General features: G+C 56.0%; 18 protein-coding genes, 5 tRNA genes and 2 rRNA genes. All 25 read left to right on the forward strand.

The window, feature by feature from the left end; translation table 11 throughout:
- The first annotated feature begins 121 nt into the window (after positions 1-121).
- The 25 genes from NUW46_RS03235 (at position 122) to rpsG (ending at position 26,054) form a co-directional block, all read left to right on the forward strand.
- Positions 122-3,013, forward strand: a 23S ribosomal RNA gene (locus NUW46_RS03235).
- 99 nt (positions 3,014-3,112) lie between these two features.
- A 5S ribosomal RNA gene (rrf, locus tag NUW46_RS03240) occupies positions 3,113-3,227 on the forward strand.
- 318 nt (positions 3,228-3,545) lie between these two features.
- Entirely contained in the window at positions 3,546-4,658 is a 1,113-nt protein-coding gene (locus tag NUW46_RS03245; RefSeq protein WP_418141362.1) for a hypothetical protein, read from the forward strand.
- 10 nt (positions 4,659-4,668) lie between these two features.
- A complete protein-coding gene (locus tag NUW46_RS03250) occupies positions 4,669-5,748 on the forward strand; it encodes a hypothetical protein (protein WP_418141363.1) in 1,080 nt (359 codons plus the stop codon).
- Positions 5,745-6,293 carry a hypothetical protein gene (locus NUW46_RS03255; protein WP_069184027.1) on the forward strand — a complete coding sequence of 183 codons (549 nt, stop codon included), beginning with the start codon at positions 5,745-5,747 and terminating at the stop codon, positions 6,291-6,293. The genes NUW46_RS03250 and NUW46_RS03255 overlap by 4 nt, the downstream gene beginning before the upstream one ends.
- Before the next feature lie 20 nt (positions 6,294-6,313).
- A complete protein-coding gene (locus NUW46_RS03260) occupies positions 6,314-8,716 on the forward strand; it encodes a DUF6160 family protein (RefSeq protein ID WP_418142006.1) in 2,403 nt (800 codons plus the stop codon).
- 102 nt (positions 8,717-8,818) lie between these two features.
- The gene (locus tag NUW46_RS03265; RefSeq protein ID WP_418141364.1) at positions 8,819-9,784 is read left to right on the forward strand and encodes a biotin--[acetyl-CoA-carboxylase] ligase; all 966 of its coding nucleotides are present in this window, start codon (positions 8,819-8,821) and stop codon (positions 9,782-9,784) included.
- Positions 9,781-10,515 (forward strand): type III pantothenate kinase, encoded by a 735-nt coding sequence (locus NUW46_RS03270; RefSeq protein WP_418141365.1) that lies wholly within the window; start codon positions 9,781-9,783, stop codon positions 10,513-10,515. Before NUW46_RS03265 ends, NUW46_RS03270 begins: the two co-directional genes overlap by 4 nt.
- Positions 10,512-11,180: a hypothetical protein gene (locus NUW46_RS03275; RefSeq protein WP_069184024.1), complete on the forward strand. Its 669-nt coding sequence runs from the start codon at positions 10,512-10,514 to the stop codon at positions 11,178-11,180. The genes NUW46_RS03270 and NUW46_RS03275 overlap by 4 nt, the downstream gene beginning before the upstream one ends.
- A 31-nt stretch (positions 11,181-11,211) precedes the next feature.
- Positions 11,212-11,287, forward strand: a tRNA-Thr gene (locus tag NUW46_RS03280).
- 39 nt (positions 11,288-11,326) lie between these two features.
- Positions 11,327-11,411 (forward strand) — tRNA-Tyr (locus NUW46_RS03285).
- 11 nt (positions 11,412-11,422) lie between these two features.
- Positions 11,423-11,497 (forward strand) — tRNA-Gly (locus tag NUW46_RS03290).
- 14 nt (positions 11,498-11,511) lie between these two features.
- Positions 11,512-11,587 (forward strand) — tRNA-Thr (locus NUW46_RS03295).
- 51 nt (positions 11,588-11,638) lie between these two features.
- Positions 11,639-12,835 carry an elongation factor Tu gene (tuf, locus tag NUW46_RS03300; protein ID WP_136629937.1) on the forward strand — a complete coding sequence of 399 codons (1,197 nt, stop codon included), beginning with the start codon at positions 11,639-11,641 and terminating at the stop codon, positions 12,833-12,835.
- A gap of 37 nt (positions 12,836-12,872) precedes the next feature.
- Positions 12,873-12,948: transfer RNA gene (locus NUW46_RS03305), tRNA-Trp, on the forward strand.
- Positions 12,949-12,981: 33 nt separating this feature from the next.
- Positions 12,982-13,350, forward strand: a complete 369-nt coding sequence (gene secE / locus NUW46_RS03310; RefSeq protein ID WP_418141366.1) for a preprotein translocase subunit SecE — start codon at positions 12,982-12,984, stop codon at positions 13,348-13,350.
- 12 nt (positions 13,351-13,362) lie between these two features.
- Positions 13,363-13,896, forward strand: coding sequence for a transcription termination/antitermination protein NusG (gene nusG / locus NUW46_RS03315; protein ID WP_069184020.1), 534 nt, complete (start codon positions 13,363-13,365; stop codon positions 13,894-13,896).
- A gap of 118 nt (positions 13,897-14,014) precedes the next feature.
- Positions 14,015-14,446, forward strand: coding sequence for a 50S ribosomal protein L11 (gene rplK, locus NUW46_RS03320; protein WP_008174831.1), 432 nt, complete (start codon positions 14,015-14,017; stop codon positions 14,444-14,446).
- 1 nt (position 14,447) lies between these two features.
- Entirely contained in the window at positions 14,448-15,146 is a 699-nt protein-coding gene (gene rplA / locus NUW46_RS03325; RefSeq protein ID WP_008174833.1) for a 50S ribosomal protein L1, read from the forward strand.
- Positions 15,147-15,366: 220 nt separating this feature from the next.
- On the forward strand, positions 15,367-15,897 hold the full coding sequence (gene rplJ, locus NUW46_RS03330; protein ID WP_064228578.1) for a 50S ribosomal protein L10: 531 nt from the start codon (positions 15,367-15,369) through the stop codon (positions 15,895-15,897).
- 40 nt (positions 15,898-15,937) lie between these two features.
- On the forward strand, positions 15,938-16,315 hold the full coding sequence (gene rplL, locus NUW46_RS03335) for a 50S ribosomal protein L7/L12 (RefSeq protein WP_069184021.1): 378 nt from the start codon (positions 15,938-15,940) through the stop codon (positions 16,313-16,315).
- A 241-nt stretch (positions 16,316-16,556) separates the two neighbouring features.
- Positions 16,557-20,636, forward strand: a complete 4,080-nt coding sequence (gene rpoB, locus NUW46_RS03340; protein ID WP_069184023.1) for a DNA-directed RNA polymerase subunit beta — start codon at positions 16,557-16,559, stop codon at positions 20,634-20,636.
- A 76-nt stretch (positions 20,637-20,712) separates the two neighbouring features.
- Positions 20,713-24,927, forward strand: a complete 4,215-nt coding sequence (gene rpoC / locus NUW46_RS03345) for a DNA-directed RNA polymerase subunit beta' (RefSeq protein ID WP_418141367.1) — start codon at positions 20,713-20,715, stop codon at positions 24,925-24,927.
- Between the two features lie 167 nt (positions 24,928-25,094).
- On the forward strand, positions 25,095-25,469 hold the full coding sequence (rpsL, locus tag NUW46_RS03350) for a 30S ribosomal protein S12 (RefSeq protein WP_008174844.1): 375 nt from the start codon (positions 25,095-25,097) through the stop codon (positions 25,467-25,469).
- Positions 25,470-25,583: 114 nt separating this feature from the next.
- Positions 25,584-26,054 carry a 30S ribosomal protein S7 gene (rpsG, locus tag NUW46_RS03355; RefSeq protein ID WP_008174847.1) on the forward strand — a complete coding sequence of 157 codons (471 nt, stop codon included), beginning with the start codon at positions 25,584-25,586 and terminating at the stop codon, positions 26,052-26,054.
- The last annotated feature ends 17 nt before the right edge of the window (positions 26,055-26,071 follow it).

A 26,071-nucleotide genomic window follows, 5' to 3' on the forward strand; every position in this document is an offset into this window, starting at 1 on the left:
GCGTTATCCGGTGTTGTCGTTGAAGTGGTTGTTATATCGCTTCAAGGAACTGTCTCCACCTATTGATGCCCTGGTTTACCAGGTTGTCGATGGATGGAACACAGTTGTCTTGGGGTTATATAGTCAAGCAACTAAGCGCATACGGTGGATGCCTTGGCAGTCAGAGGCGATGAAAGACGTGGAAGCCTGCGATAAGGCTCGGGGAGCTGGCAAACAAGCTGTGATCCGGGCATTTCTGAATGGGGAAACCCACCGACTTTCGGGTCGGTACCTTACACTGAATCCATAGGTGTAAGGGGCGAACCGGGGGAACTGAAACATCTAAGTACCCCGAGGAAAAGAAATCAACCGAGATTCCCTAAGTAGCGGCGAGCGAACGGGGACTAGCCCTTAAGCTAGACAACTGGTAGGAGAAGGCTCTGGAAAGTGCCGCCATAGTGGGTGATAGCCCCGTATCCGAAACCTGAGTCTGGTGAAATCGAGTAGGACGGGACACGTGATATCCTGTCTGAACATGGGGGGACCATCCTCCAAGGCTAAATACTCCTGACTGACCGATAGTGAACCAGTACCGTGAGGGAAAGGCGAAAAGAACCCCTGTGAGGGGAGTGAAATAGATCCTGAAACCGTATGCGTACAAGCAGTCGGAGCGGACTTGTTCCGTGACGGCGTACCTTTTGTATAATGGGTCAGCGACTTATGTTCAGTGGCGAGGTTAACCGTTTAGGGGAGCCGTAGGGAAACCGAGTCTGAATAGGGCGATTTAGTCGCTGGGCATAGACCCGAAACCGGGCGATCTATCCATGAGCAGGTTGAAGGTGCCGTAACAGGCACTGGAGGACCGAACCCACTGTCGTTGAAAAGCCAGGGGATGACTTGTGGATCGGAGTGAAAGGCTAATCAAGCCCGGAGATAGCTGGTTCTCCCCGAAAGCTATTTAGGTAGCGCCTCGGACGAATACCACAGGGGGTAGAGCACTGTTTCGGCTAGGGGGTCATCCCGACTTACCAACCCGATGCAAACTCCGAATACCTGTGAGTACTATCCGGGAGACACACGGCGGGTGCTAACGTCCGTCGTGAAGAGGGAAACAACCCAGACCGCCAGCTAAGGTCCCCAAGTACCAGTTAAGTGGGAAACGATGTGGGAAGGCTCAGACAGCTAGGAGGTTGGCTTAGAAGCAGCCATCCTTTAAAGAAAGCGTAATAGCTCACTAGTCGAGTCGGCCTGCGCGGAAGATGTAACGGGGCTAAAACTGGTCACCGAAGCTGCGGCTGCATACTTTGTATGCGGGGTAGGGGAGCGTTCTGTAAGCCTGCGAAGGTGTGTTGAGAAGCATGCTGGAGGTATCAGAAGTGCGAATGCTGACATGAGTAACGACAATGCGGGTGAAAAACCCGCACGCCGGAAGACCAAGGGTTCCTGCGCAACGCTAATCGGCGCAGGGTGAGTCGGCCCCTAAGGCGAGACCGAAAGGTGTAGTCGATGGGAAACGGGTTAATATTCCCGTACCTTGGATAGCTGCGATGGAGAGACGGAGAAGGCTAGGTGAGCCGGGCGACGGTTGCCCCGGTTTAAGCGAGTAGGGAGTGGACTTAGGCAAATCCGGGTCCACAATCCCGAGACGTGACGACGGCTGCTCATAGAGCGGGAAGTCATTGATGCCATGCTTCCAGGAAAATCTTCTAAGCTTCAGGCTATTCGAGACCGTACCCCAAACCGACACAGGTGGTCAGGTAGAGAATACCAAGGCGCTTGAGAGAACTCGGGTAAAGGAACTAGGCAAAATGGTGCCGTAACTTCGGGAGAAGGCACGCTGGCAGTAAGTGAAGCCCCTGCGGGTGGAGCTGAGACCAGTCGAAGATACCAGGCCCCTGCGACTGTTTATTAAAAACACAGCACTGTGCAAACACGAAAGTGGACGTATACGGTGTGACGCCTGCCCGGTGCCGGAAGGTTAATTGATGGGGTTAGCGCTTGCGCGAAGCTCTTGATCGAAGCCCCGGTAAACGGCGGCCGTAACTATAACGGTCCTAAGGTAGCGAAATTCCTTGTCGGGTAAGTTCCGACCTGCACGAATGGCGTAACGATGGGGGCGCTGTCTCTACCCGAGACTCAGTGAAATTGAAATCGCCGTGAAGATGCGGTGTATCCGCGGCTAGACGGAAAGACCCCGTGAACCTTTACTATAGCTTCACAGTGAACTTTGAGCATGTTTGTGTAGGATAGCTGGGAGGCTTTGAAGTGGGAACGCCAGTTCTCATGGAGCCAACCTTGAAATACCAGCCTGACATGTTTGAGGTTCTAACTTGGTCCCCTTATCGGGGATGAGGACACTGTGTGGTGGGTAGTTTGACTGGGGCGGTCTCCTCCCAAAGCGTAACGGAGGAGCACAAAGGTGGGCTAAGCATGGTCGGACATCATGCGGTTAGTGTAATGGCACAAGCCCGCTTAACTGCGAGACAGACACGTCGAGCAGGTACGAAAGTAGGTCATAGTGATCCGGTGGTTCTGTATGGAAGGGCCATCGCTCAACGGATAAAAGGTACTCCGGGGATAACAGGCTGATACCGCCCAAGAGTTCACATCGACGGCGGTGTTTGGCACCTCGATGTCGGCTCATCACATCCTGGGGCTGAAGCCGGTCCCAAGGGTATGGCTGTTCGCCATTTAAAGTGGTACGCGAGCTGGGTTTAGAACGTCGTGAGACAGTTCGGTCCCTATCTGCCGTGGACGTTGGAGATTTGAGGAAAGCTGCTCCTAGTACGAGAGGACCGGAGTGGACGAACCTCTGGTGTTCGGGTTGTGACGCCAGTCGCATTGCCCGGTAGCTATGTTCGGACAGGATAACCGCTGAAAGCATCTAAGCGGGAAGCCCCTTCCAAGATGAGATCTCCCTGGACCCTCGAGGTCCCTGAAGAGCCGTTCAAGACCAGGACGTTGATAGGTCGGGTGTGTAAGCGCTGCGAGGCGTTGAGCTAACCGATACTAATTGCTCGTGCGGCTTGACTATATAACACCCAAGACAATTGCGGATAACGCAGAGCCTAACCGCTCAAACGAAATCAACATCACTCAGTTCTATCCCGTCCCCCAGTGATCAACCGTTTTGCCTGACGACCATAGCGGTCTGGAACCACCTGATCCCATCCCGAACTCAGAAGTGAAACAGACCAGCGCCGATGGTAGTGTGGCGTTGCCCATGTGAGAGTAGGTCATCGTCAGGCTCCTAATACCAAAACCCCAGCATCCTCGATGCTGGGGTTTTTTATTGCCCGAAATCTGAGAAATCCCAAAACCATGACGCTGCGCACAGTGACAACGTGTAACCAGCGTTAAACTTCTGTAAAAGAACTGGCGAAAACAACACCAAAAACCGAAGCCAGCCTCAGAGACGCTCATCAGTCATCTTTTAATCAGCCGCCAACAATAAGAAGCGGCAGCGGTGAGATGTGACTATGAGTAAAACAATTTCCTCGCTTCTCCTCCTGCCTTTACTGGCCTCGGGGGTCAACGCCGATTTGCGCCCGATTTCAGACCAACAGATGTCTGAAGTTACAGGGCAGGCTTTTGTATCGGTTGATCGCCAGTACCACCCTGATGCCAACGACAATACCGCCTATACCCGGGTCAATCTTGGAATGGACATTGAAATCCAGACCAACGTAGATGTCCTGGAAATGGGGCGTTACGACCGGGAAGGTGAAAAGCCGGGCACCTCGGACGTCTATATTGAAGATTTTGCCCTCGGTTATATCAATAATCAGGCCTATTTTGACGCGAATCCCGAAGCCCCCAGGCAGCGAAAGGCTAACGGCAGTGCCTATGGTGAGGGTGAGATAGTCCCTTTCCACATCCAGAATCCCTTCCTGGAATTCGCCTTTGATGAAGACACCGATGAAGTGGTCGGCTTTCGGCTTGGGTTCGGCGAATCCATGGGCGTTCTCTCAGGGAAGATCGAAACCCTGACCGGCAATGTGAATGTGGATATCATTGATCGAGGTGAGGGGCTCTCAGAGGCAAATTCCTCCGGGAATCTGTTTGATCAACTGATTGTTCTCCTGACGCCACTCCTTGAGGGTGGTAGTCCGCTCTCCACCAAAGCCGAGCTGGTTTATGGTGCGGAGGGTGATCCAAACATTGGCGAGCTGGATCCCATAAGAGCCGAATATATTGGCATTCCGAACGGTGAGCGATTCGTGCTTGAAGGCGCCAGTGGATTTACCCGTTGGTCGGTACAGAACCTGATCGGCTGGGGATCGAGCTCCCGGATTGAGGTTCCTGACTGTTCCTTTTTCAGCTGTTCCGGCGGTGACATTTATGTCTATGCGCAGGATTGCCTTGTCCTGGGGATCGACTCTTGCTTCGACCTGGATATCTACAACAGCTTCCCCGTGGGCGAAGTCGGTGAGGTGAACGGCGAGAGGCGAATCACTGGCCCGGCTGATGGCGCCTTCATTTCCTTCCAGACCAAGGATCTGGACTGGTTGAAGGATGTAAAGAAAACAGACTTCACGCCCGAGGATTTCATCAGGGCAACCTCGGGTGCATTCTTCAATATCCCAAACGGAGCGACTGAGGTGAATCTCAACGAGGCGCTCTATGGCACCCAGCGTTACCGTACCGAGTACATCGACCGCGGCAAAGGCCTGTTCTGAGGAGCGCTTTATGACATGGTTCAGTTCCAGACAGCTTCTTGTTTCCGTATTTCCTCTTCTTACAGTTTGGAGCGTACTGGTCATGCCTGGTTATGCCGAGGCAGAGCTTCAGGGCCTCTCGGAAACGGAAATGGCTGGAATTGACGGTGCTGGTATCGGCCTGGTCTTGGAGAATTTTACATTTTCCCACGGAACAGACGAGCCGGATGCATCGGGTGAGCAGGCACGCATCTTTCGGATCGGAGGCATCAAGAGCACTGATGGTCGTGATGTCGATATAACGGTGAACCACCTCTATATCTCCGGCGCCAATAGCAACTATGGCCAGGCCTTGGGTCCGGTGAACCTTGGGCGGCTTCTTAATCCCTGGCGAATCGATGTTGTAGATGGCAACGAAATCGGCATCGCCAACAAGGCGGTTCTGGAGTTTGCGGCCAGTTCCAGGGTTTCTGCCGGCCAGGGCTACGATTGCATGGATTCCAGTGCCGGTTTAGGCAGCGGCACCTGTTCCAGTCGCCCGGCCACTGTGGATTACATTGGGGAACGTGCGGATATTGGTATGCAGATGAACGTCGCGGTGGGTGACGACCGGTCTGCCAACATCAATATTCACGCCAAGAGCGCTGTTATCGACGGCAGTTATCTGCGTCTCTGGGGGGACGATGATCGGCGCCAAATGGTTGGACAGTTCAAGCTCAATTTTTATTCTCCGGAATTGTCGATAAACGCCTGCGCACAGGATGGCTCCAGCTGTGGCTCACGAATTCTGATGAGTAATTTTGCGCTTGAGCTTGCGATTGGTAATCAGCTTCAGCCGGTGTTCTTCGATGTTGATGGTAGTGGAAACTTTGTGGTGGAGGTGGCCGCGATTCGGCGTCCTCAACCGGGCGAGATCGGTGCGGACGGCCTGAGAAGTAGCAGCGATGCTGAAGCCTGGGATTTCTACGAGTCCTATTACACCAATCCGGAATTCCGCAGCAATCTGAAGATCGGGAATTTCAGTGTAGGCGACCGTGATTTTGGCTCAGCCCGAGTCCAGGGCATGCTCATACAGCATCTGAATATAAAAACGAGGGATCTGAGCCAATGAAAGCCATCCTGTGCAGAACGTCTCTAGCCCTCGCTATTTTGCTGCTTGCTCCGCCGACCCTCGCGGAGCTCTCCCGACTTGGTGATGAAGCCCTTTCAGACATCTCGGGCCAAGGCGGGATCTATCTGTCCGGCGACATCAGTATCAACGAGATGGGTGGTCCCGTTGAGAACAGCTATTTCGGACGCTGTGACGATGCCGACAAAAAGTGCGGTGCCCGCTTTGCCTACCGGCTTAAAGAAAATGGGGGGTGGATGGTCCTTGATGATATTCGCGGTAATTTCGCGTTTGAGGGGCTGACACTACGGGTCCGCACCGTTGATTCCGGGTTCGGGGGTGATGGAGAGCAGTTCAACCGGGATGTTCTGGAACTGGGTTTGCCAAACACCGTCCGGTTCAATGACGTCCAATTCAAGATCTCCGCCAGTAGTACAGCGCGGCCAACCGACCCGGGGTTTCAACAGACCGACATATTCTCAGTGGATATGCGAGGAGAAGTTGTCATGGAAGGCAACCTGCTTGTGTTTCCTGCCGGTAATCCGTAATGGGCAAGAGGTTGATGATTATGTGGGCTCCGGACAGTAGCAGGCCATTTACCTCGACGGCTATCGGGCTGGCGTGCCTGATCAACGCCTCCTGGGTGTTTGCCGATATGAAAAGCCTCGACGACACCGCGTTGGCCAACATCAGCGGTCAGAGTGGCTTGACCATGGAGCTGGACCTTGCCTTGACAGCAGATGGTTTGTCCTACTATGACGATGACAAAGGCATTCATCTGGAAGGCTTCCGGGTTGGTTCAGCCATCGATTCGGCAGGTCAGGCGTTTCATCTGGTTCGGATCGACATCGAGGACGATGCGTCCCTGAACCTTGATTACCTGGTCGAGGATCGGAGAGTGGAGTTTGGAGATATCCGCCTCGCCGGGGCGCCGGGAGTCAGTATGGGTGGCGTCTTTTTCGACCATACCCTGGAGGGATATCTGAACATCAGCCAGGGTGGTTCCGTTGGCGGGGCGGGCTATACGTTCGACTCGGCCTACACCATGACCGGCGGCCGCCTGGGTTATCGCACCAACGGTAATGAAGTGTTCCTGGATGATATCACCATGAACGTGGAGGCCCTGGGGGTAACGCTGGATGTCGTCGGCGACACCCTGGCCCTGGATGCGCCAAGGATTGTTGGTAACTGGGAGGTTGGCGCAATCCGTTACAGCAATAACCCCCTGAATCATGGCGTATCCGTGGATTCTGGCTCGGGTCAACTGCTACCCAGTTACGGTAGCCTGAGCGGTAGCTACGATCTTTCGTCCAGCACCGGCATTACCGCCGGCGGGCGCTCCGGGGAAGGCCTTCGCATCGATAACGAGACGGTTATTCACTCGGCGACCTTCCTCTATATGGATGACGGCAAGGCTCTGGCCCTCAGGGACATCACCGGAAGCTATCGAATCAACGACCTCAGGCTTGATGTGACAACCGACTGGAGGAATCGTCCGGCCCTTGCCCTGACCCTTGGCTCCCTGGCCGGGCAGTTTAATATCGGTGCCATTGAGGTTGGCGGCAGTGGGAGAAGCATCGGAGAGGTGAACGTCAGCTTTCTGCTTGAGGACCAGGTGTTCAATGGACGCAACTATTCCAATGCGGTCTATCTCCAGGGCGGTGGTCATCCGGATGCCGGCCCCCAGGGCTTGCGGCTCGCTACGGAATGGAGCTTGCGGCTTGCCGATTTCAGCTACACGGAAGACGGGAACAGGGTGATCTTCAGCGGCCTTCAGTCTTGGGGGCAGGGTGATGTTACGGTTAACGTGACTCGCAATGAGATGATCAATGGCACCCAGTTTTTCGATGGCCTGCGCATCGGGTTTGAGGATGTCCGGGCTGGATACCGGATCAACGGTCTGCGGGTGGGCAGTGAGGATGCTCCCTTGCAGGGTGGCACTGAGCTGCTGCTGGCGCTGGGCTTTTATCCTGCCTATGAGTTTGAACTGGATGGCCATATGACGCTTGGCCCCGGTGGTGCCTCGGGTGAGGGGATTACCATCAACTCGGATGTCCGGATTCATGATGGCAAGGCCGCCATTATCGCGGTGCCCTACGATCAGGGTAACGGCGAGGTTCCGCAGAAGGGGCTCTGGATCACCGAGCTGGATTATGATTCCCACGTTCGGGGCATGACAGTCGACGTCACGCAGGAGGGGCTTGCGATTGTCAAAAGCGAAGCCTGGAGCACCATGGACATCGGCAACCTGAGGATTGGTGACAAGGAATCAGGCCGGAGTTTTGGGCGATTCGTGGTCCAGAAATATGAAACCGGGAGCAGTATGACGATCGTGCCGGGAGGCGCCGGTGATGTCTGCGCCGGTGGCGTTGGTGACAGTCCATCGTCCTGTGTCAGCTCTGGAGGTGTCTGGGAAGCCCGGGGTGAGGAAGGGCTGACTGTGCGCCTGAAGCAGGTGTTTGCAAAGGCCGCCGGTGAGGACCGAAAAAACGCGCTGACCTGGGAAACCAACCGGGAAACCAATGGCGTTGGCGAAGCTGTGAATGGAACGGGCACGCGTCTGGTTCTGAACGATATCCATACCAGCGATGGCGGTGACTTCGATGGTGATGGCGTGGAAGACAATTCGTTTGGCCTGCGCACCGACCTTTCCGTGGATGTCTACCAGACCCGGGTCGTAAAAAAGACGGACGGTCCTGACGCTCTGGGCGTGGTTGGCAACCGGGGTGACGAGAAAATCATGGATGGCGCATCAGCTTCGGGTTATCGCTATGTGGCCAATCCGACCCTGCAGGAAGCCGAAAATCGCCCGCTGGGTTTTGCCGTGAAAGCGAGAAGTCAGTTCAAGGAGCTCTCCATCAATAATATTGATCTGGTCCACCCCGTTGGCGGAGCACAAACCGCGGTATACGGTGTGAAAATGCAGAACTTCGATATCAAGGCGAACCTCACCGCGACACCGATTCCCTGATCTGTCGGCAGCCAATTCGCAAAGGCAGGCTGCCGACTTTGTCTTTTTCCTTCCCCTGGTGTTTAATCCGGCCTTACCCACTCTCATGGCTGGATGCGTGTAATGAAATCCAAGGCACTTATAGAGCTGCTCAGTGACGGACAGGTCCATTCGGGAGCTGCGTTGGCCGAAAAACTCGGGGTCAGTCGCACGGCAATCTGGAAACAGATCCGTCGCGCAATGGACGAAGGTGCGGATATTGCCACGATCCGTGGGCGCGGCTACCAACTGGTGTCCCGGGTCGACTTGCTCGACCCTGCGGCAGTGCTTGATGGAATTGCCTCCGGGCGGGAAGAGGAACTGGCGCTGACCGTGCTTGATGAAGTGGATTCGACCAATGCCGAAGTGATCCGACAGATCACGGCCGGTACCCGGGGTATTCCGGTGGTCATGGCCGACTGCCAGACCTCAGGGCGCGGGCGACGAGGACGTGTGTGGCAGAGCCCTCGGGGTGAAAACCTGTATCTGAGTATGGGCCTGACGTTTCACGGTGGTTTCGGGGTACTGGACGGGTTGAGCCTCGTACTGGGGGTTGCGGTGGCCAATGCCCTGGAGCGACTGGGAGTGCCGGAGGTCGGGCTCAAATGGCCGAACGATATTTTTCTGCCGGACGGAAAGCTTGGCGGCATCCTGGTGGAATTGCAGGGAGAACTCGAAGAGGGCCTTGTGCAAGTGATTGCCGGCATTGGCCTGAACGTCCACATGTCCCGGGCCGAGGGTGTCGATCAGCCCTGGAGCAGTCTTGCCAGGGCATGCCCGAACGTCGACTGGTCGCGGAATCAGATTGCAAGCGCCATTATCGATGGGGTTCTGGATGCGGTGCCCCTGTTTTCGGATGTCGGTTTCGCGGATTTCCGCGAGCCCTGGCAGCGAAGGGATATCTTTATGGGGAAGCCGCTTCAGGCTCGGGGTGGTGATGTTGAAGGCGTCGGCTGTGGTATCGATGACGCGGGAAACTACCAGATACGGACCCAAACCGGGACTGTTCCGGTACGCGCAGGGGAAATCAGTCTGCGAGTGGTGTCATGAAGCTTTTTATTGATGCAGGCAATACCCGGTTGAAATGGTGTCTGGATGACCAGGATTGTACTCAGGCAACAGGCAGCGGATCACTGGAAGATGAGAATCCTTTGAGCTCAGCAGGAGAGCTCATAAGGCAGGTAAGGGGTGTTGCCATATCCACCGTTGCTTCTGAAGAAAGGCGCACTCATCTGATAGGTTCACTTGCAAAGCTCTGTCCGGCGCCGGTGAAGTTCTACTGGTCCGAGCAGTCCCGTAACGGACTTGTAAACGCCTACCAGGATGTATCGAGAATGGGGGCCGATCGTTGGCACGCAATGTATGGCGCCTGGCTCGATCACAAGCAGGGTTTCGTGGTGGTGGATGCCGGCAGTGCGGTTACCATCGACTATGTGGATACGAGTGGCCAGCATCTCGGTGGGTATATCCTTCCGGGGTTGCAAATGATGCTGCGGAGTCTCAGAACGGACGCGGCGCGAATCTGGTTCGACCCTGATCAGGGATTGGCGACAGACCCGGGACGGAATACCGGGGAATGCGTGAACCATGGTCTTGCCTGGCTTTCCGGTGCCATGATCGAGCGTGTTATCGCTGACGCCCGAAAGCACGGGCTGTCTGATCTGTTGGTGACTGGCGGTGATGCGAATCGCCTGCTTGGCCTTGGGCTGCCTGGTACCCATCGGCCCGACCTGGTGTTGAGCGGCCTGCGTGCGATTCATGCCGAGGACTCGTCAGAATGAGGTGGTTGGCACTGGTGCTGGTGCTGGTCAGTATTGGCATCTATTACCTGCCAGACTTCGTCGGTCCATCCGGCGGAATGGCCAAAGTTGCCAGTGGTAGCTTGCCGCGGGTGGCCAGCCTGAAGTCTCCGGATCCTCGTAATGATGCGGTGGCGATACCGTCAGGGCGCTATGACTCGTCTTGTGTGCGCCTTGGATGGATCGAAACCGCGGAGCGTGCGCGAAGGCTAGTGGCCAAGCAGCCCCTTGCCGAGGAAGCCGGCTTCAAGGTCGAGGAAGTCGAGCGAGAGTTGCCGCCCTTGCACTGGGTCCTCATCCCGCCCCAACCTGAAGCCGTGGCGTTGCGCCAATTCCGTGACATTCAGCGCCAGGGGATTGATTCCTATCTGGTCACCGAGGGCGAGAACCGCAATGCGATCTCCCTGGGGCTATTCGAGTCCAGGGAATCTGCAATATCCGTGCTGGAAGAAAAAAAACGTCAGAATCTTAATGCGGTACTGGTCAACTTCCCCCGAAATCAGATAAGCTACGCGCTCTCTTTTGAGGCGGAACCGGAACTCGCTGAAGAACTGGTTCAGGCGGTGAAAGCGGATTACGGCAGCAATTTCGATTTCGTTGAAATCAGGCCTTGTGAAGGTGTTGCAACGCCAGAAAAAAATCCGTAGTATACCGCCCTCGCTGACGAGGCGAATGTGAGCTGGCGTAGCTCAGTTGGTAGAGCAGCTGACTTGTAATCAGCAGGTCGGGGGTTCGATTCCGTCCGCCAGCTCCACTTTAAGTTTTGACGGATTTGCGTAAGCAGGTCCGACTCGGAGGGGTTCCCGAGTGGCCAAAGGGATCAGACTGTAAATCTGACGGCATCGCCTTCGCAGGTTCGAATCCTGCCCCCTCCACCACTAAATTGCTCGCGGGCATCGTATAGTGGCTATTACCTCAGCCTTCCAAGCTGATGACGCGGGTTCGATTCCCGCTGCCCGCTCCAATTTGTTTTGTAATGCTCATGTAGCTCAGTTGGTAGAGCACACCCTTGGTAAGGGTGAGGTCGGCGGTTCAAATCCGCCCATGAGCTCCATTATTTATCCGGTCAACGTCACGATCCTGGTTGATTAGGGAGATTGGTCAAATGTCTAAGTCTAAGTTTGAACGTAATAAGCCGCACTTGAACGTGGGCACCATTGGTCACGTTGACCATGGTAAGACCACTCTGACCGCAGCGCTGACTCGTGTATGTCACGAAGTGTTCGGTACCGGTGAGAGTCGTGCCTTTGACCAGATCGATAACGCACCGGAAGAGCGTGCGCGTGGTATCACCATCGCCACCTCCCACGTTGAGTACGATTCACCGACCCGTCACTACGCTCACGTAGACTGCCCGGGCCACGCTGACTATGTTAAGAACATGATCACTGGTGCGGCGCAGATGGACGGCGCGATCCTGGTTTGCTCCGCAGCTGACGGCCCCATGCCGCAGACCCGTGAGCACATCCTGCTGTCCCGTCAGGTTGGCGTACCTTACATCGTTGTGTTCCTGAACAAAGCGGACATGGTAGACGATGAAGAGCTGCTCGAGCTGGTTGAGATGGAAGTTCGTGATCTGCTGAGCCAGTACGACTTCCCGGGCGACGACACTCCGATCATCACTGGTTCCGCGCTGATGGCGCTGGAAGGCAAGGATGACAACGAGATGGGTACTACCGCTGTCAAGAAGCTGGTAGAAGCTCTGGATGACTACATCCCTGAGCCGGAGCGTGCGATCGATCAGCCGTTCCTGATGCCGATCGAGGACGTCTTCTCCATCTCCGGTCGTGGTACTGTTGTAACAGGCCGTGTTGAGCGTGGCATCCTTAAGACCGGTGATGAAGTTGAGATCGTTGGTATTCGTGATACCCAGAAGACCACCTGCACCGGTGTTGAGATGTTCCGCAAGCTGCTGGACGAAGGTCGTGCTGGTGAGAACATTGGTGCGCTGCTGCGTGGTACCAAGCGTGACGACGTTGAGCGTGGTCAGGTTCTGGCGGTTCCGGGTTCCATCACTCCGCACACCAAGTTCGAGTGCGAAGTGTACGTGCTGTCCAAAGAAGAAGGTGGTCGTCACACTCCGTTCTTCAAGGGCTACCGTCCGCAGTTCTACTTCCGTACTACCGACGTAACCGGTTCTTGCGAGCTGCCGGAAGGTGTGGAAATGGTTATGCCGGGTGACAACGTCAAGATGAGTGTTACCCTGATTGCTCCGATCGCCATGGAAGATGGTCTGCGCTTCGCGATTCGTGAAGGCGGCCGTACCGTTGGTGCCGGCGTAGTCTCCAAGATCATCGAGTAATTGACTCGAAAGTAAGTGCGCTGAGTTGTTTCGGTGCAGGCCAGTAGCTCAATTGGCAGAGCAGCGGTCTCCAAAACCGCAGGTTGGGGGTTCGATTCCCTCCTGGCCTGCCATTTTTTAACATCCGGATACATAAGTTGATTCCTATGGAGTCAAAAGCCGTTCAGTCAGCCAGCCGTTTCGATTTCCTGAAGTGGCTGGTTGTTTTCGTTCTGATCGCCATCGGTGTGGTGGGGAATCAGTATTTTAGTGCCGAGTCTCTGCTGTATCGGGTTCTGGCTCTTGTAGGTCTCGCCCTTGTGGCGGCGCTTGTTGCCCTCCAGACCGACCGCGGTCGTCGTTTCGCGACGCTGCTGAAGGAAGCGAGAGTAGAGATCCGGAAAGTGGTATGGCCCACCAGGCCCGAGCTCGTGCAGACGACAGCGATTGTTGTGGTGTTTGTGCTGGTTGTGGCGCTTTTGCTGTGGGGTATGGACTCGCTGATCAGCTGGCTGGTCGCCGGGTTTATCGGTTAACAGGAGTGGGCAATGGCTAAGCGCTGGTACGTCGTTCATGCGTATTCTGGCTTCGAAAAGCAGGTGATGCGCACTCTCAAGGAGCGCGTTGCGCTGCACGAGATGGAAGACCGTTTCGGCGAAATCCTGGTTCCGACCGAGGAAGTCGTTGAGATGCGAGAGGGAAAGAAGCGCAAGAGTGAGCGCAAGTTCTATCCCGGGTACGTACTGGTCCAGATGGAAATGGACGACGCGACGTGGCACCTTGTAAAGAATACTCCGCGCGTCCTTGGCTTCATTGGTGGTACCAAGGATAAGCCTGCGCCAATCACCGAAAAGGAAGCGGAAGCAATCCTGCGTCGGGTAGAGAGTGGCGCTGACAAGCCCAAGCCGAAGACTCTATTCGAGCCGGGTGAGATTGTTCGTGTTATTGAAGGGCCGTTTGCGGACTTCAATGGCGTGGTTGAAGAAGTTGACTACGACAAGAGTCGAGTCAAAGTTGCCGTTCTTATTTTCGGGCGTTCAACTCCGGTAGAGCTGGAGTTTGGGCAGGTCGAGAAGGACTGACCGGCAACGAGGAATCTGAAAGCTCGCGCGCTCAAGCGACGCGGGCTTTTTGTGTCTGCTCTTGGCAGTTGTAAAAACCGGGGAGCCGAAAGGCGTTTGAACCCATAGGAGATCTATCATGGCAAAGAAAATTGAAGCGTACATCAAGCTTCAGGTTGCTGCCGGTAAGGCCAACCCGAGTCCCCCCGTTGGTCCTGCACTGGGTCAGCGCGGCGTAAACATCATGGAATTCTGTAAGGCGTTCAACGCCCAGACCCAGGACATGGAGCCTGGTCTGCCGATTCCAACTGTGATCACCGTCTACAGTGATCGTAGCTTTACCTTTATTACCAAGACCCCGCCTGCACCGGTTCTTCTTTTGAAGGCTGCTGGTATCAAGAGCGGCTCTGGTCGTCCGAACACCGAGAAAGTCGGTACCGTGACCCGCGAGCAGCTTGAAGAGATCGCCAAGACCAAAGAGCCGGATCTGACTGCTGCCGATATGGACGCAGCGGTGCGTACCATTGCAGGAACCGCCCGCAGCATGGGCCTGAACGTGGAGGGCCTGTAACATGGCAAAGCTGAGCAAGCGTCAGAAGCTTATTCGTGAAAAGGTAGACTCTACTCGCTCTTACTCGGTTGACGAGGCAGTTGCACTGCTGGTCGAACTGGGCCAGAACGTGAAATTCAAAGAGTCTGTCGACGTGGCCGTCAACCTGGGCGTTGACGCGCGTAAATCCGATCAGGTTGTCCGTAGCAGCACCGTGCTGCCGCACGGTACCGGCAAAACCGTTCGTGTTGCTGTGTTCACCCAGGGCGCCAATGCCGAAAAAGCAACCGCTGCTGGTGCAGACGTTGTCGGTATGGACGATCTGGCGGATGAAGTGAAAAAAGGCAACATGGATTTCGACGTGGTTATCGCCACTCCGGATGCCATGCGTGTTGTTGGTCAGCTGGGCCAGATCCTTGGTCCCCGTGGCCTGATGCCGAACCCGAAGGTCGGCACCGTGACCCCTGACGTTGAGACCGCGGTCAAAAACGCCAAGGCTGGTCAGGTTCGTTACCGTACCGACAAAAACGGCATTATCCACGCTCCGCTGGGTAACGTTGAATTCTCTGCCCAGAACATCAAGGAAAACCTTGAGGCTCTGGTGGCAGATCTGAAAAAGGCCAAGCCCTCGTCGGCGAAAGGTGTGTATCTCAAGAAGATCACCATTTCCTCGACTATGGGTCCTGGCCTGACTATCGATCAGAGCGGTCTCGCTATTTGATCCTTTGATTGGTGGTTGCTTTGTAGTCTGGGCGGAAGCCAAGGCTGTCAAAGACCGCAGGCCCCCGAGACCCTCTGCGTGCAGAGGGTCACAAGGGTTAAAGCAACGCCTGCGCAGACGGTGTGAAGACGTTCTCTCTGAACCCAAACACCGTTAGGAGCCCCGCGAGGGGTATATGTGGGTTTGCCGGGAAGACCCGGCGAAATCGAGGAGAAATCCAGTGGCAATTAGACTCGAAGACAAGAAAGCGATCGTCGCTGAAGTCAACGAGACTGCCGGTGGTGCTCTGTCTGTGGTTATGGCTGACTACCGTGGTGTTACCTCTGGTGACATGACGGCGCTTCGTGCCAAGGCTCGTGCCGAAAACGTGCGTCTGAAGGTTGTTCGTAACAACCTCGCTAAGATCGCGATTCGTGGTACCGAGTTCGAGTGCATCGACGAAGCCCTGGTTGGTCCGACCATTCTGGCATTCTCTATGGAAGATCCGGGCGCGGCAGCGCGTCTGCTGAAGGATTTTGCCAAAGAGAAAGAAGCGTTCGAGATTAAAGGCCTGGCCGTCGGCGGAGAGCTGATGGGTGCAGACCAGATCGACCGTCTTGCCAAGCTGCCAACACGTCACGAAGCGCTGACAATGCTGGCCGCTGTAACACAGGCACCGATCACCAAGCTGGCACGGACACTGAACGAAGTTCCTTCGAAAGTGACTCGTGCTGTAGCGGCAGTTCGCGACCAGAAGCAAGAAGCTGCTTGATTCTGTTGAACACCATTTTTTATATTTTTGGGAGAAAGTCATGGCTCTGTCTAACGAAGACATTTTGAACGCAATTGCTGAAATGAGCGTAATGGACGTTGTTGCGCTGGTTGAAGCAATGGAAGAAAAATTCGGTGTATCCGCCGCTGCAGCCGTTGCCGCTGCTCCGGCCGCTGCTGGTGGTGGCGAAGCCGCTGCTGAAGAGCAGACCGAGTTTGACGTTGTACTTACCGGTCCTGGTGAGAAGAAAGTAAACGTAATCAAGGCCGTTCGTGAACTGACCGGCCTGGGTCTGAAAGAAGCTAAGGAAATGGTCGACAGCGCTCCTTCCGTTATTAAGGAAGGCGCTAGCAAAGACGACGCTGAAGAAGCCAAGAAGAAGCTTGAGGAAGCAGGCGCTTCTGTTGAGCTCAAGTAAGAGTCGGCTGTTGATCGAAACCGTGCAATAAGCATGGACAGGCTGGTGGCTTTGGGCCACCGGCCTTTTTCTGTTGTATATGCTATAGAGTCTGGTGAGCAATTGCAGGTTGATGTCAGATCTATAACCTACAGCCAGAGTCTTGTTCAAGACGGCGCGACAAGCCGAGCAATTCGGCCCCGAAGCAGAACATTGGTTGCTTCTTGATACCAGGTATCAGGTCTAAAGCTGGGGAATGCAGATGACTTACTCCTACACTGAGAAAAAGCGGATTCGCAAAGATTTTAGTAAATTGCCTTCCGTGATGGACGTCCCCTATTTGCTGTCTATTCAGCTGGATTCGTTCCGGGACTTCCTCCAAATGGAAGCCGCTCCTGAAGACCGCCGGGAAACCGGTCTTCACGCAGCATTCAAATCCGTATTCCCGATTGTCAGTTACTCTGGCAATGCCGCGCTCGAATACGTCAGTTATCGTATTGGCGAGCCGGTTTTTGATGTCAAGGAATGCCAGCTTAGGGGCGTAACCTATGCAGCGCCGCTGCGGGTGAAGGTCCGCCTTATCATTTACGATAAGGAATCGTCCAACAAGGCGATCAAGGACATTAAAGAGCAGGAAGTCTACATGGGCGAAATGCCCCTGATGACCGAGAACGGTACCTTCGTTATCAATGGTACCGAGCGTGTTATTGTTTCCCAGCTCCACCGTTCTCCAGGTGTGTTCTTCGATCACGACAAGGGCAAGACCCATTCCTCAGGCAAGCTTCTGTACTCGGCTCGGGTGATTCCTTACCGTGGTTCCTGGCTGGACTTCGAGTTCGACCCGAAGGACTCCGTGTTCGTTCGTATCGACCGTCGCCGTAAGCTGCCGGCGTCGATACTGCTTCGTGCCCTGGGCTACACCTCCGAGCAGATGCTCGATATGTTCTTCGAAACCAGTAAGTTCAGCCTGGGCGCGGAAGTGTGCAAGCTGGAGCTGGTGCCGAGCCGTCTGCGTGGTGACATTGCGACCTTCGATATCAAAGACAATGACGGCAACGTGATTGTTGAGGAAGGTCGCCGGATTACTGCTCGCCACATCAAGCAGTTGGAAAAAGCCGGTATCAACGAGCTCGAGGTGCCAACCGAGTACCTGTACGGCCGCGTACTGGCCAAAGACATGATCGATCAGGCTTCTGGGGAAGTGCTGGTTGAGTGTAACTCCGAGCTGACCGAAGAGCTGGTTACCAAGATCCTCGACGCTGGCGTGAAGGAAATCGAAACCCTTTACACCAACGACCTGGACTGCGGACCCTTCATGTCCGACACCCTGCGTATCGATCCGACCCGCACGCCGCTGGAAGCGCTGGTTGAGATCTACCGTATGATGCGCCCGGGTGAGCCGCCCACCAAGGAGTCGGCTGAGAATCTGTTCAACAACCTGTTTTTCTCTGAAGAGCGGTACGATCTGTCTGCGGTTGGCCGGATGAAGCTCAACCGTCGTCTGCGCCGTGAAGAGAGCACCGGTGAAGGCACGCTGACCCACGAAGACATCATCGATGTTCTGAAGACTCTGATCGATATCCGTAACGGCCAGGGCAATGTGGACGACATCGATAACCTGGGTAACCGTCGTGTTCGCTGTGTTGGCGAAATGGCCGAAAACCAGTTCCGTGTCGGGCTTGTGCGCGTTGAGCGCGCGGTTCGTGAGCGTCTGAGCCTTGCTGAAAGTGAAGGCCTGATGCCGCAGGATCTGATTAACGCCAAGCCGGTGGCTGCCGCGGTTAAAGAATTCTTCGGCTCCAGCCAGTTGTCCCAGTTCATGGACCAGAACAACCCGCTCTCCGAGGTCACGCACAAGCGTCGTATCTCTGCGTTGGGCCCTGGCGGTCTGACCCGTGAGCGTGCAGGCTTTGAGGTTCGTGACGTACACCCGACCCACTACGGTCGTGTATGCCCGATCGAGACGCCGGAAGGTCCGAACATCGGTCTGATCAACTCGCTGGCGACTTACGCGCGGTCCAACTCCTACGGTTTTCTCGAGAGCCCGTACCGGAAGGTCGAAAATGGCGTGGTCACCGATGAAGTGGTTTACCTGTCCGCTATCGAGGAGAGCAACTACGTCATTGCCCAGGCCAGCGCAGCCATGGACGAGAAGACCAAGCGTCTGACTGACGAGCTGGTTACCGTTCGCCATCAGAACGAATTTACCGTTACTCCGCCGGAAAGCGTCAACTTCATGGACGTCTCTCCGCGCCAGGTAGTTTCGGTGGCTGCGTCTCTGATTCCGTTCCTCGAGCACGACGACGCCAACCGGGCACTGATGGGTGCCAACATGCAGCGTCAGGCGGTTCCGACCCTGCGTTCCCAGGTACCTCTCGTAGGTACGGGTGTAGAGCGTACGGTGGCGCAGGACTCCGGTGTCTGTGTCACGGCCCGTCGTGGCGGTGTGATTGAGAGTGTCGACGCGGCCCGTATCGTGGTTCGGGTCAATAACGAGGAAACCGAAGCGGGTGATGCAGGTGTGGATATCTACAACCTGACCAAGTACACCCGTTCAAACCAGAACACCTGTATCAACCAGCGTTCCATCGTGCGTCAGGGTGACGTGATTGCCCGTGGCGACGTGCTGGCCGACGGTCCGTCCGTGGATCTGGGTGAACTGGCCCTGGGGCAGAACATGCGCATCGCGTTCATGCCCTGGAACGGTTACAACTTTGAGGACTCCATCCTCATCTCCGAGAAAGTGGTGCAGGAAGACCGCCTGACCACCATCCACATCCAGGAACTGACCTGTGTGGCTCGGGATACCAAGCTGGGTAGCGAAGAAATTACCGCGGATATTCCGAACGTTGGTGAAAGTGCGCTGTCCAAGCTGGATGAGTCCGGTATTGTTTACATCGGTGCTGAAGTGGGCCCCGGCGACATACTGGTAGGCAAGGTAACACCGAAAGGTGAAACCCAGCTGACACCAGAAGAAAAGCTGCTGCGTGCCATCTTCGGTGAGAAGGCGTCTGATGTGAAGGACACCTCCTCCCGTGTGCCGACAGGTACCCGCGGCACCGTTATCGACGTGCAGGTCTTTACCCGCGACGGTATCGAGAAGGATCAGCGTGCCCAGTCCATTGAGAAAGAGCAGTTGGACCAGTACCGCAAGGATCTGAAGGACGAGTACCGGATTGTCGAAGGTGCCACATTCGAGCGTTTGATGAGTGCTCTGAAAGGGCAGGAAGTGATCAGTGGGCCGGGCCTGAAAAAGGGCGCTACCCTGGAAGAGAGCTATCTGGCCGAGCTGCCGCGTTCCGACTGGTTCAAGCTCCGGATGAAAGACGAGGGTTTGAACGAACTGCTGGAGAAATCCGAGCAGGGTCTGGAAGACCGCAAGAAGGAGCACGAAGCGCGCTTTGACGACAAGAAAGGCAAGCTTCAGCAGGGCGACGATCTCGCACCGGGCGTACTGAAAATCGTCAAGGTATACCTGGCTATCAAGCGTCGTATCCAGCCGGGTGACAAGATGGCCGGTCGTCACGGTAACAAGGGTGTTATTTCCTCGGTTATGCCGATCGAAGACATGCCTTACGACGAGCACGGCAACACGGTTGACGTAGTTCTGAACCCGCTGGGTGTTCCCTCGCGGATGAACGTAGGTCAGGTGCTTGAGACTCACCTGGGCGCGGCAGCGAAGGGTCTGGGTGAGCGTATCAGCCAGATGCTGGACGAGCAGCGCAAGGTAGCTGAATTACGCAAGCTCCTGGATGAGATCTACAATCACTCAGACGAAGTGTTCAAGGTGGATCTGGATTCCCTGTCCGACAAGGAAATCCTGGAGATGTGCCACAACCTTCGGGGCGGCGTGCCCATGGCAACGCCGGTATTCGACGGCGCCAAGGAAGCCGAGGTCAAGCGTATGCTTGAGCTGGCGGGTATGAGCACAACGGGGCAGACCAAGCTTTATGATGGTCGCACCGGTGATGCGTTCGACCGCCCGGTGACGGTTGGCTACATGTACATCCTGAAGCTGAACCACCTGATCGACGACAAGATGCACGCTCGTTCCACCGGTTCTTACAGCCTGGTTACCCAGCAGCCGCTGGGTGGTAAGGCGCAGTTCGGTGGCCAGCGCTTCGGTGAGATGGAAGTGTGGGCCCTTGAGGCCTACGGCGCAGCTTACACGCTGCAGGAGATGCTCACCGTCAAGTCTGATGACGTGAACGGTCGGACCAAGATGTACAAGAACATTGTCGATGGCGATCATCGGATGGAGCCGGGCATGCCCGAATCCTTCAACGTTCTTGTCAAGGAAATCCGCTCGCTGGGTATCGACATCGAGCTGGAATCCGAGTGAGCCGAATAGTTTTTGGCAGCGTGAGCGGGCACGCGAAGTGCCCGCCCGAGATTAACGCCATCCGGAGCTTTTACTGATGAAAGATTTGCTGAATCTTCTCAAGAGCCAGAACCAAAGCAAGGAATTCGACGCCATCCGCATTGGCCTGGCGTCGCCTGACATGATTCGTTCCTGGTCCTTTGGCGAAGTGAAGAAGCCTGAGACCATTAACTACCGTACCTTCAAGCCGGAGCGCGACGGTCTTTTCTGTGCCAAGATCTTCGGCCCGATCAAGGACTACGAGTGCCTGTGCGGTAAGTACAAGCGCCTCAAGCACCGCGGCGTCATCTGCGAGAAGTGTGGTGTTGAGGTTGCACTGGCCAGCGTGCGTCGTGAGCGCATGGGCCATATCGAGCTGGCCAGCCCGGTCGCCCACATCTGGTTCCTGAAGTCACTGCCGTCCCGCATTGGCCTGATGCTGGACATGACCCTGCGCGATATCGAGCGGGTCCTGTACTTCGAATCCTTTATCGTGATCGATCCGGGGATGACCACCCTGGAGAAAGGGCAGCTGCTGAACGACGAGCAGTATTACGAAGCCCTGGAAGAATTCGGTGACGAGTTCGACGCCCGCATGGGTGCCGAAGCGGTCAAGGAGCTCCTCGAAGGTATCGATCTGCAGGAAGAGGTTGATGCACTGCGTGAGGAAATCCCGCAGACCAACTCCGAAACCAAGATCAAGAAGTTCAGCAAGCGTCTGAAGATTCTTGAGGCGTTCCTGTACTCCGGCAACAAGCCGGGCGACATGGTGATGACCGTGCTGCCGGTTCTGCCGCCGGATCTGCGCCCGCTGGTACCGCTGGACGGTGGCCGCTTCGCGACTTCTGATCTGAACGATCTTTACCGTCGGGTGATCAACCGGAACAACCGTCTCAAGCGCCTGCTGGAGCTGAACGCGCCGGACATCATCGTGCGCAACGAGAAGCGGATGCTTCAAGAAGCGGTTGATGCGCTGCTGGACAACGGTCGTCGTGGCCGTGCCATCACCGGCACTAACAAGCGCCCGCTGAAGTCCCTGGCCGACATGATCAAGGGTAAGCAGGGTCGTTTCCGTCAGAACCTGCTGGGTAAACGTGTGGACTACTCCGGTCGTTCGGTGATCGTGGTAGGTCCCTACCTGCGCCTGCACCAGTGTGGTCTGCCCAAGAAGATGGCTCTGGAACTGTTCAAGCCGTTTATCTTCTCCAAGCTCGAGCACCGCGGCCTGGCGACCACCATTAAGGCCGCCAAGAAGATGGTTGAGCGTGAGGAAGGCGTGGTCTGGGATATCCTGGACGAAGTCATCCGTGAGCACCCCATCATGCTGAACCGTGCGCCGACCCTGCACCGTCTGGGTATCCAGGCGTTCGAGCCGGTTCTGATCGAAGGTAAGGCCATCCAGTTGCACCCGCTGGTGTGTGCTGCCTACAACGCCGACTTTGACGGTGACCAGATGGCGGTGCACGTACCGCTGACCCTGGAAGCTCAGCTCGAAGCCCGTGCGTTGATGATGTCCACCAACAACGTACTGTCGCCGACTAACGGCGAGCCGATTATCGTGCCGTCCCAGGACGTGGTACTCGGGCTGTACTACATGACCCGTGAGCGCAAGAGCGCCCTGGGCGAGGGTATGGTGTTTGCCGACGTCAAAGAGGCGCATCGTGCCTACGGCGCTGGCAAGGTCGACCTTCAGGCGATTGTCAAGGTTCGTGTGAAGGAAGTGGCGATTGCTGAAGATGGCTCTCGCACCGAAGAATACAAGATTGTTGATACCACGGTTGGTCGGGCGCTGTTGTTCGATATCGTGCCGGATGGCCTGTCCTACGAGCTGATCAACAAACCGATGGTCAAGAAGGCGATCTCCAACCTGATCAACACCTGCTATCGCGATGCGGGTCTGAAAGACACCGTCATTTTCGCGGATCAGCTGATGTACATGGGTTATCACTACGCCACGGTCTCCGGCATCTCGATCGGTTTCAACGATTTCGAGATTCCGCCGGAGAAGTACGAACTGGTAGACGCCGCCTCCGCAGAGGTGAAGGACATCGAGACCCAGTACGCGTCCGGTCTTCTGACCCAGGGCGAGAAGTACAACAAGGTGATCGATATCTGGTCCCGGGCCAACGACAAGGTCTCCAAGGCCATGATGGAGCGTTTGTCCAAGGAGCAGGTGATTGGTCCGGACGGCCAGCCGGTGAAAGGTGAGGACGGCGAGGATCTCATGCAGGAGTCGTTCAACTCCGTGTACATGATGGCGGACTCCGGTGCTCGGGGTTCCGCTGCCCAGATCCGTCAGCTGTCTGGTATGCGTGGCCTGATGGCCAAGCCGGACGGCTCCATCATTGAGACGCCGATCACCGCGAACTTCCGTGAAGGTCTGAACGTACTGCAGTACTTCATTTCCACGCACGGTGCCCGTAAGGGTCTGGCGGATACCGCCCTGAAGACCGCGAACTCCGGTTACCTGACCCGTCGTCTGGTCGACGTTTCCCAGGATCTGGTGGTTACCGAGCCTGACTGTGGCACCGATGAAGGTCTGCTGATGACGCCGCACATCGAGGGTGGCGACGTTGTTGTGCCCCTGGGTGACCGGGTTCTGGGTCGAGTGACCGCGCGTGACGTGTTTACACCGACCGACAAGGACAATGCTGTTGTGCCTGCCGGTACCCTGCTCGACGAGAAAACCGTCGAGATGGTGGAGCGCGCTGGTGTTGACGAAATCTGGGTTCGCTCTGCCATTACCTGCGAGACCCGCCACGGCATCTGTTCCAAGTGCTATGGCCGCGATCTGGCCCGTGGCCATGAGGTCAACGTGGGTGAGGCCGTTGGTGTTATCGCAGCTCAGTCCATCGGTGAGCCGGGTACCCAGCTGACCATGCGGACCTTCCACATCGGTGGTGCCGCGAGCCGGGCTTCCGCTGTGGATAACATCCAGGTCAAGCACGGCGGTACCGTGCGCCTGCACAACCTGAAGTCCATCGAGAAGATCGATGGCTCCCTGGTGGTGGTTTCCCGTTCTTCCGCCCTGGCCATTGCGGACGAGCAGGGTCGTGAGCGCGAGTGGTACAAGCTGCCGTACGGCGCTGTGCTTTCCGTGAAGAATGGCGATCAGGTAGAGGCCGGTGTTGTAGTTGCCAAGTGGGACCCGCATACGCACCCGATCATCGCGGAAGCCAAGGGTACAGCCAAGTTCGTCAACATGGAGGAGGGCATCACTGTCCGTACCCAGGCGGACGAGCTCACCGGTCTGTCCACTATGGAGGTTATTGACTCCAAAGAACGTCCAGCCGCTGGTAAGGACATTCGTCCGGCCATCCAGCTGGTGGACGACAAGGGCGAAGAGGTTGAGCTGCCGGGCGGCGGCACGGCGATCTTCTTCCTGCCGGCGAACGCCTTGGTCACCATGGCCAACGGCGCCAATGTCGAGCTGGGTGATGTGGTAGCCCGGATTCCGCAGGAAAGCTCCAAGACCCGGGATATCACCGGTGGTCTTCCGCGGGTTGCCGACCTGTTCGAAGCCCGTCGTCCGAAGGAATCGTCCATTCTTGCTGAAATCAGCGGCGTGGTGTCCTTCGGCAAGGAAACCAAGGGCAAGAAGCGCCTGGTGATCACGCCGAAAGACGGTGACGCTTACGAAGTGCTGATTCCGAAGCACCGTCAGCTTAACGTCTTCGAAGGTGAAACCGTTGAGAAGGGCGAGGTGATTTCTGACGGCCCGTCCAACCCTCACGACATTCTGCGTCTGCTGGGTGTGGTCGAGCTGGCCAAGTACATCACCAACGAGATCCAGGACGTTTACCGTCTGCAGGGCGTTGTCATCAACGATAAACACATCGAGGTTATCGTTCGACAGATGCTGCGCAAGGTCGAAATCACCGATCCGGGTGATACGACCCTGCTTTCCGGTGATCAGGTGGAAATCACCCAGGTGCTGGAAGAGAACGAGAAGGCCGATGCAGCCGACAAAGAACCGGCACGGTTCGAGCGTCTGTTGCTGGGTATCACCAAGGCTTCCCTGGCCACCGAGTCGTTCATTTCTGCGGCTTCGTTCCAGGAAACCACCCGGGTGCTCACCGAAGGTGCGGTTACCGGTAAGCGTGATTACCTGCGCGGCCTGAAGGAAAACGTTGTGGTTGGTCGACTGATTCCGGCCGGTACCGGTCTGGCATACCACAACGAGCGTCGTCGCAAGCGCGATCTGGAAGAGCAGGGCGTGACTGCGGCCGACGTGGAAGAAGCTCTGAGTGCCGAGCTCAACCGCGAAAGCTGAGTTGGGCCGGCGCACTGCCTCCGGGTAGTTACCTACCCGGGAGGTGGTCAAAAAGAGACCAGTCATCTTGACTGTCCGGGGGCGCAGGCTTACACTTGCGTCCCTTAAATTTTACCCCCTGCACAGGGGGTAAGTTTCATTGATATGGTTTTTTGGAGTTTGCTTACATGGCAACGATTAATCAGTTGGTGCGTAAGCCTCGTAAGCGCAAGGTAGCCAAGAGCGACGTTCCTGCTCTCCAGGCCTGCCCTCAGCGCCGTGGTGTGTGCACTCGTGTATACACCACAACGCCGAAGAAGCCGAACTCAGCACTGCGTAAAGTGTGCCGTGTTCGTCTGACCAACGGCTACGAGGTTTCCTCATACATTGGTGGTGAAGGTCACAACCTTCAGGAGCACAGTGTTGTGCTGATCCGTGGTGGTCGAGTAAAAGACCTTCCGGGTGTGCGCTATCACACTGTTCGCGGAACGCTGGACACCCAGGGTGTGCAGAACCGTAAGCAGGGCCGCTCCAAGTACGGTGCAAAACGACCCAAGTCCTGATGTCCCGAGCGGGTGTCTTTTATCGTTGCTTGTCAGAACGGTAAGAGTAAGGCTGAGTAGCATTTGCTATCTCAGGGGTTCCTGAAGACCTTTTAGATATATAAGGGCTTATCGATGCCTAGAAGAAGAGTTGCAGCTAAACGGGAAATTATCCCGGATCCGAAATTCGGCAGTGCACGTCTTGCCAAGTTCATCAACCACGTGATGGAAAGTGGCAAGAAGTCTACCGCAGAGCGCATTGTTTACGGCGCTCTGGATATTGTTGCCGAGAAATCCAAGGAAGAGCCGATCGACATGTTCGAGAAGGCCCTGGAGAACATCCAGCCGATGGTTGAGGTTAAGTCCCGTCGTGTGGGTGGTGCTACTTACCAGGTGCCTGTCGAAGTACGGCCTTCCCGTCAGAACGCGCTGGCCATGCGCTGGCTCGTCGAATATTCACGGAAGCGCGGTGAGAAGTCCATGGCTCAGCGTCTGGCTGGTGAAATCCTGGACGCCGCTGACAGCAAAGGCTCCGCTGTTAAGAAGCGTGAAGATGTTCACCGCATGGCAGAAGCCAACAAGGCGTTCTCTCACTTCCGTTTCTAATCAGCCGAGGTTTATAC

Source organism: Marinobacter sp. MA (genome assembly GCF_048298425.1).
GTDB classification, from domain to species: Bacteria; Pseudomonadota; Gammaproteobacteria; order Pseudomonadales; family Oleiphilaceae; genus Marinobacter; species Marinobacter salsuginis.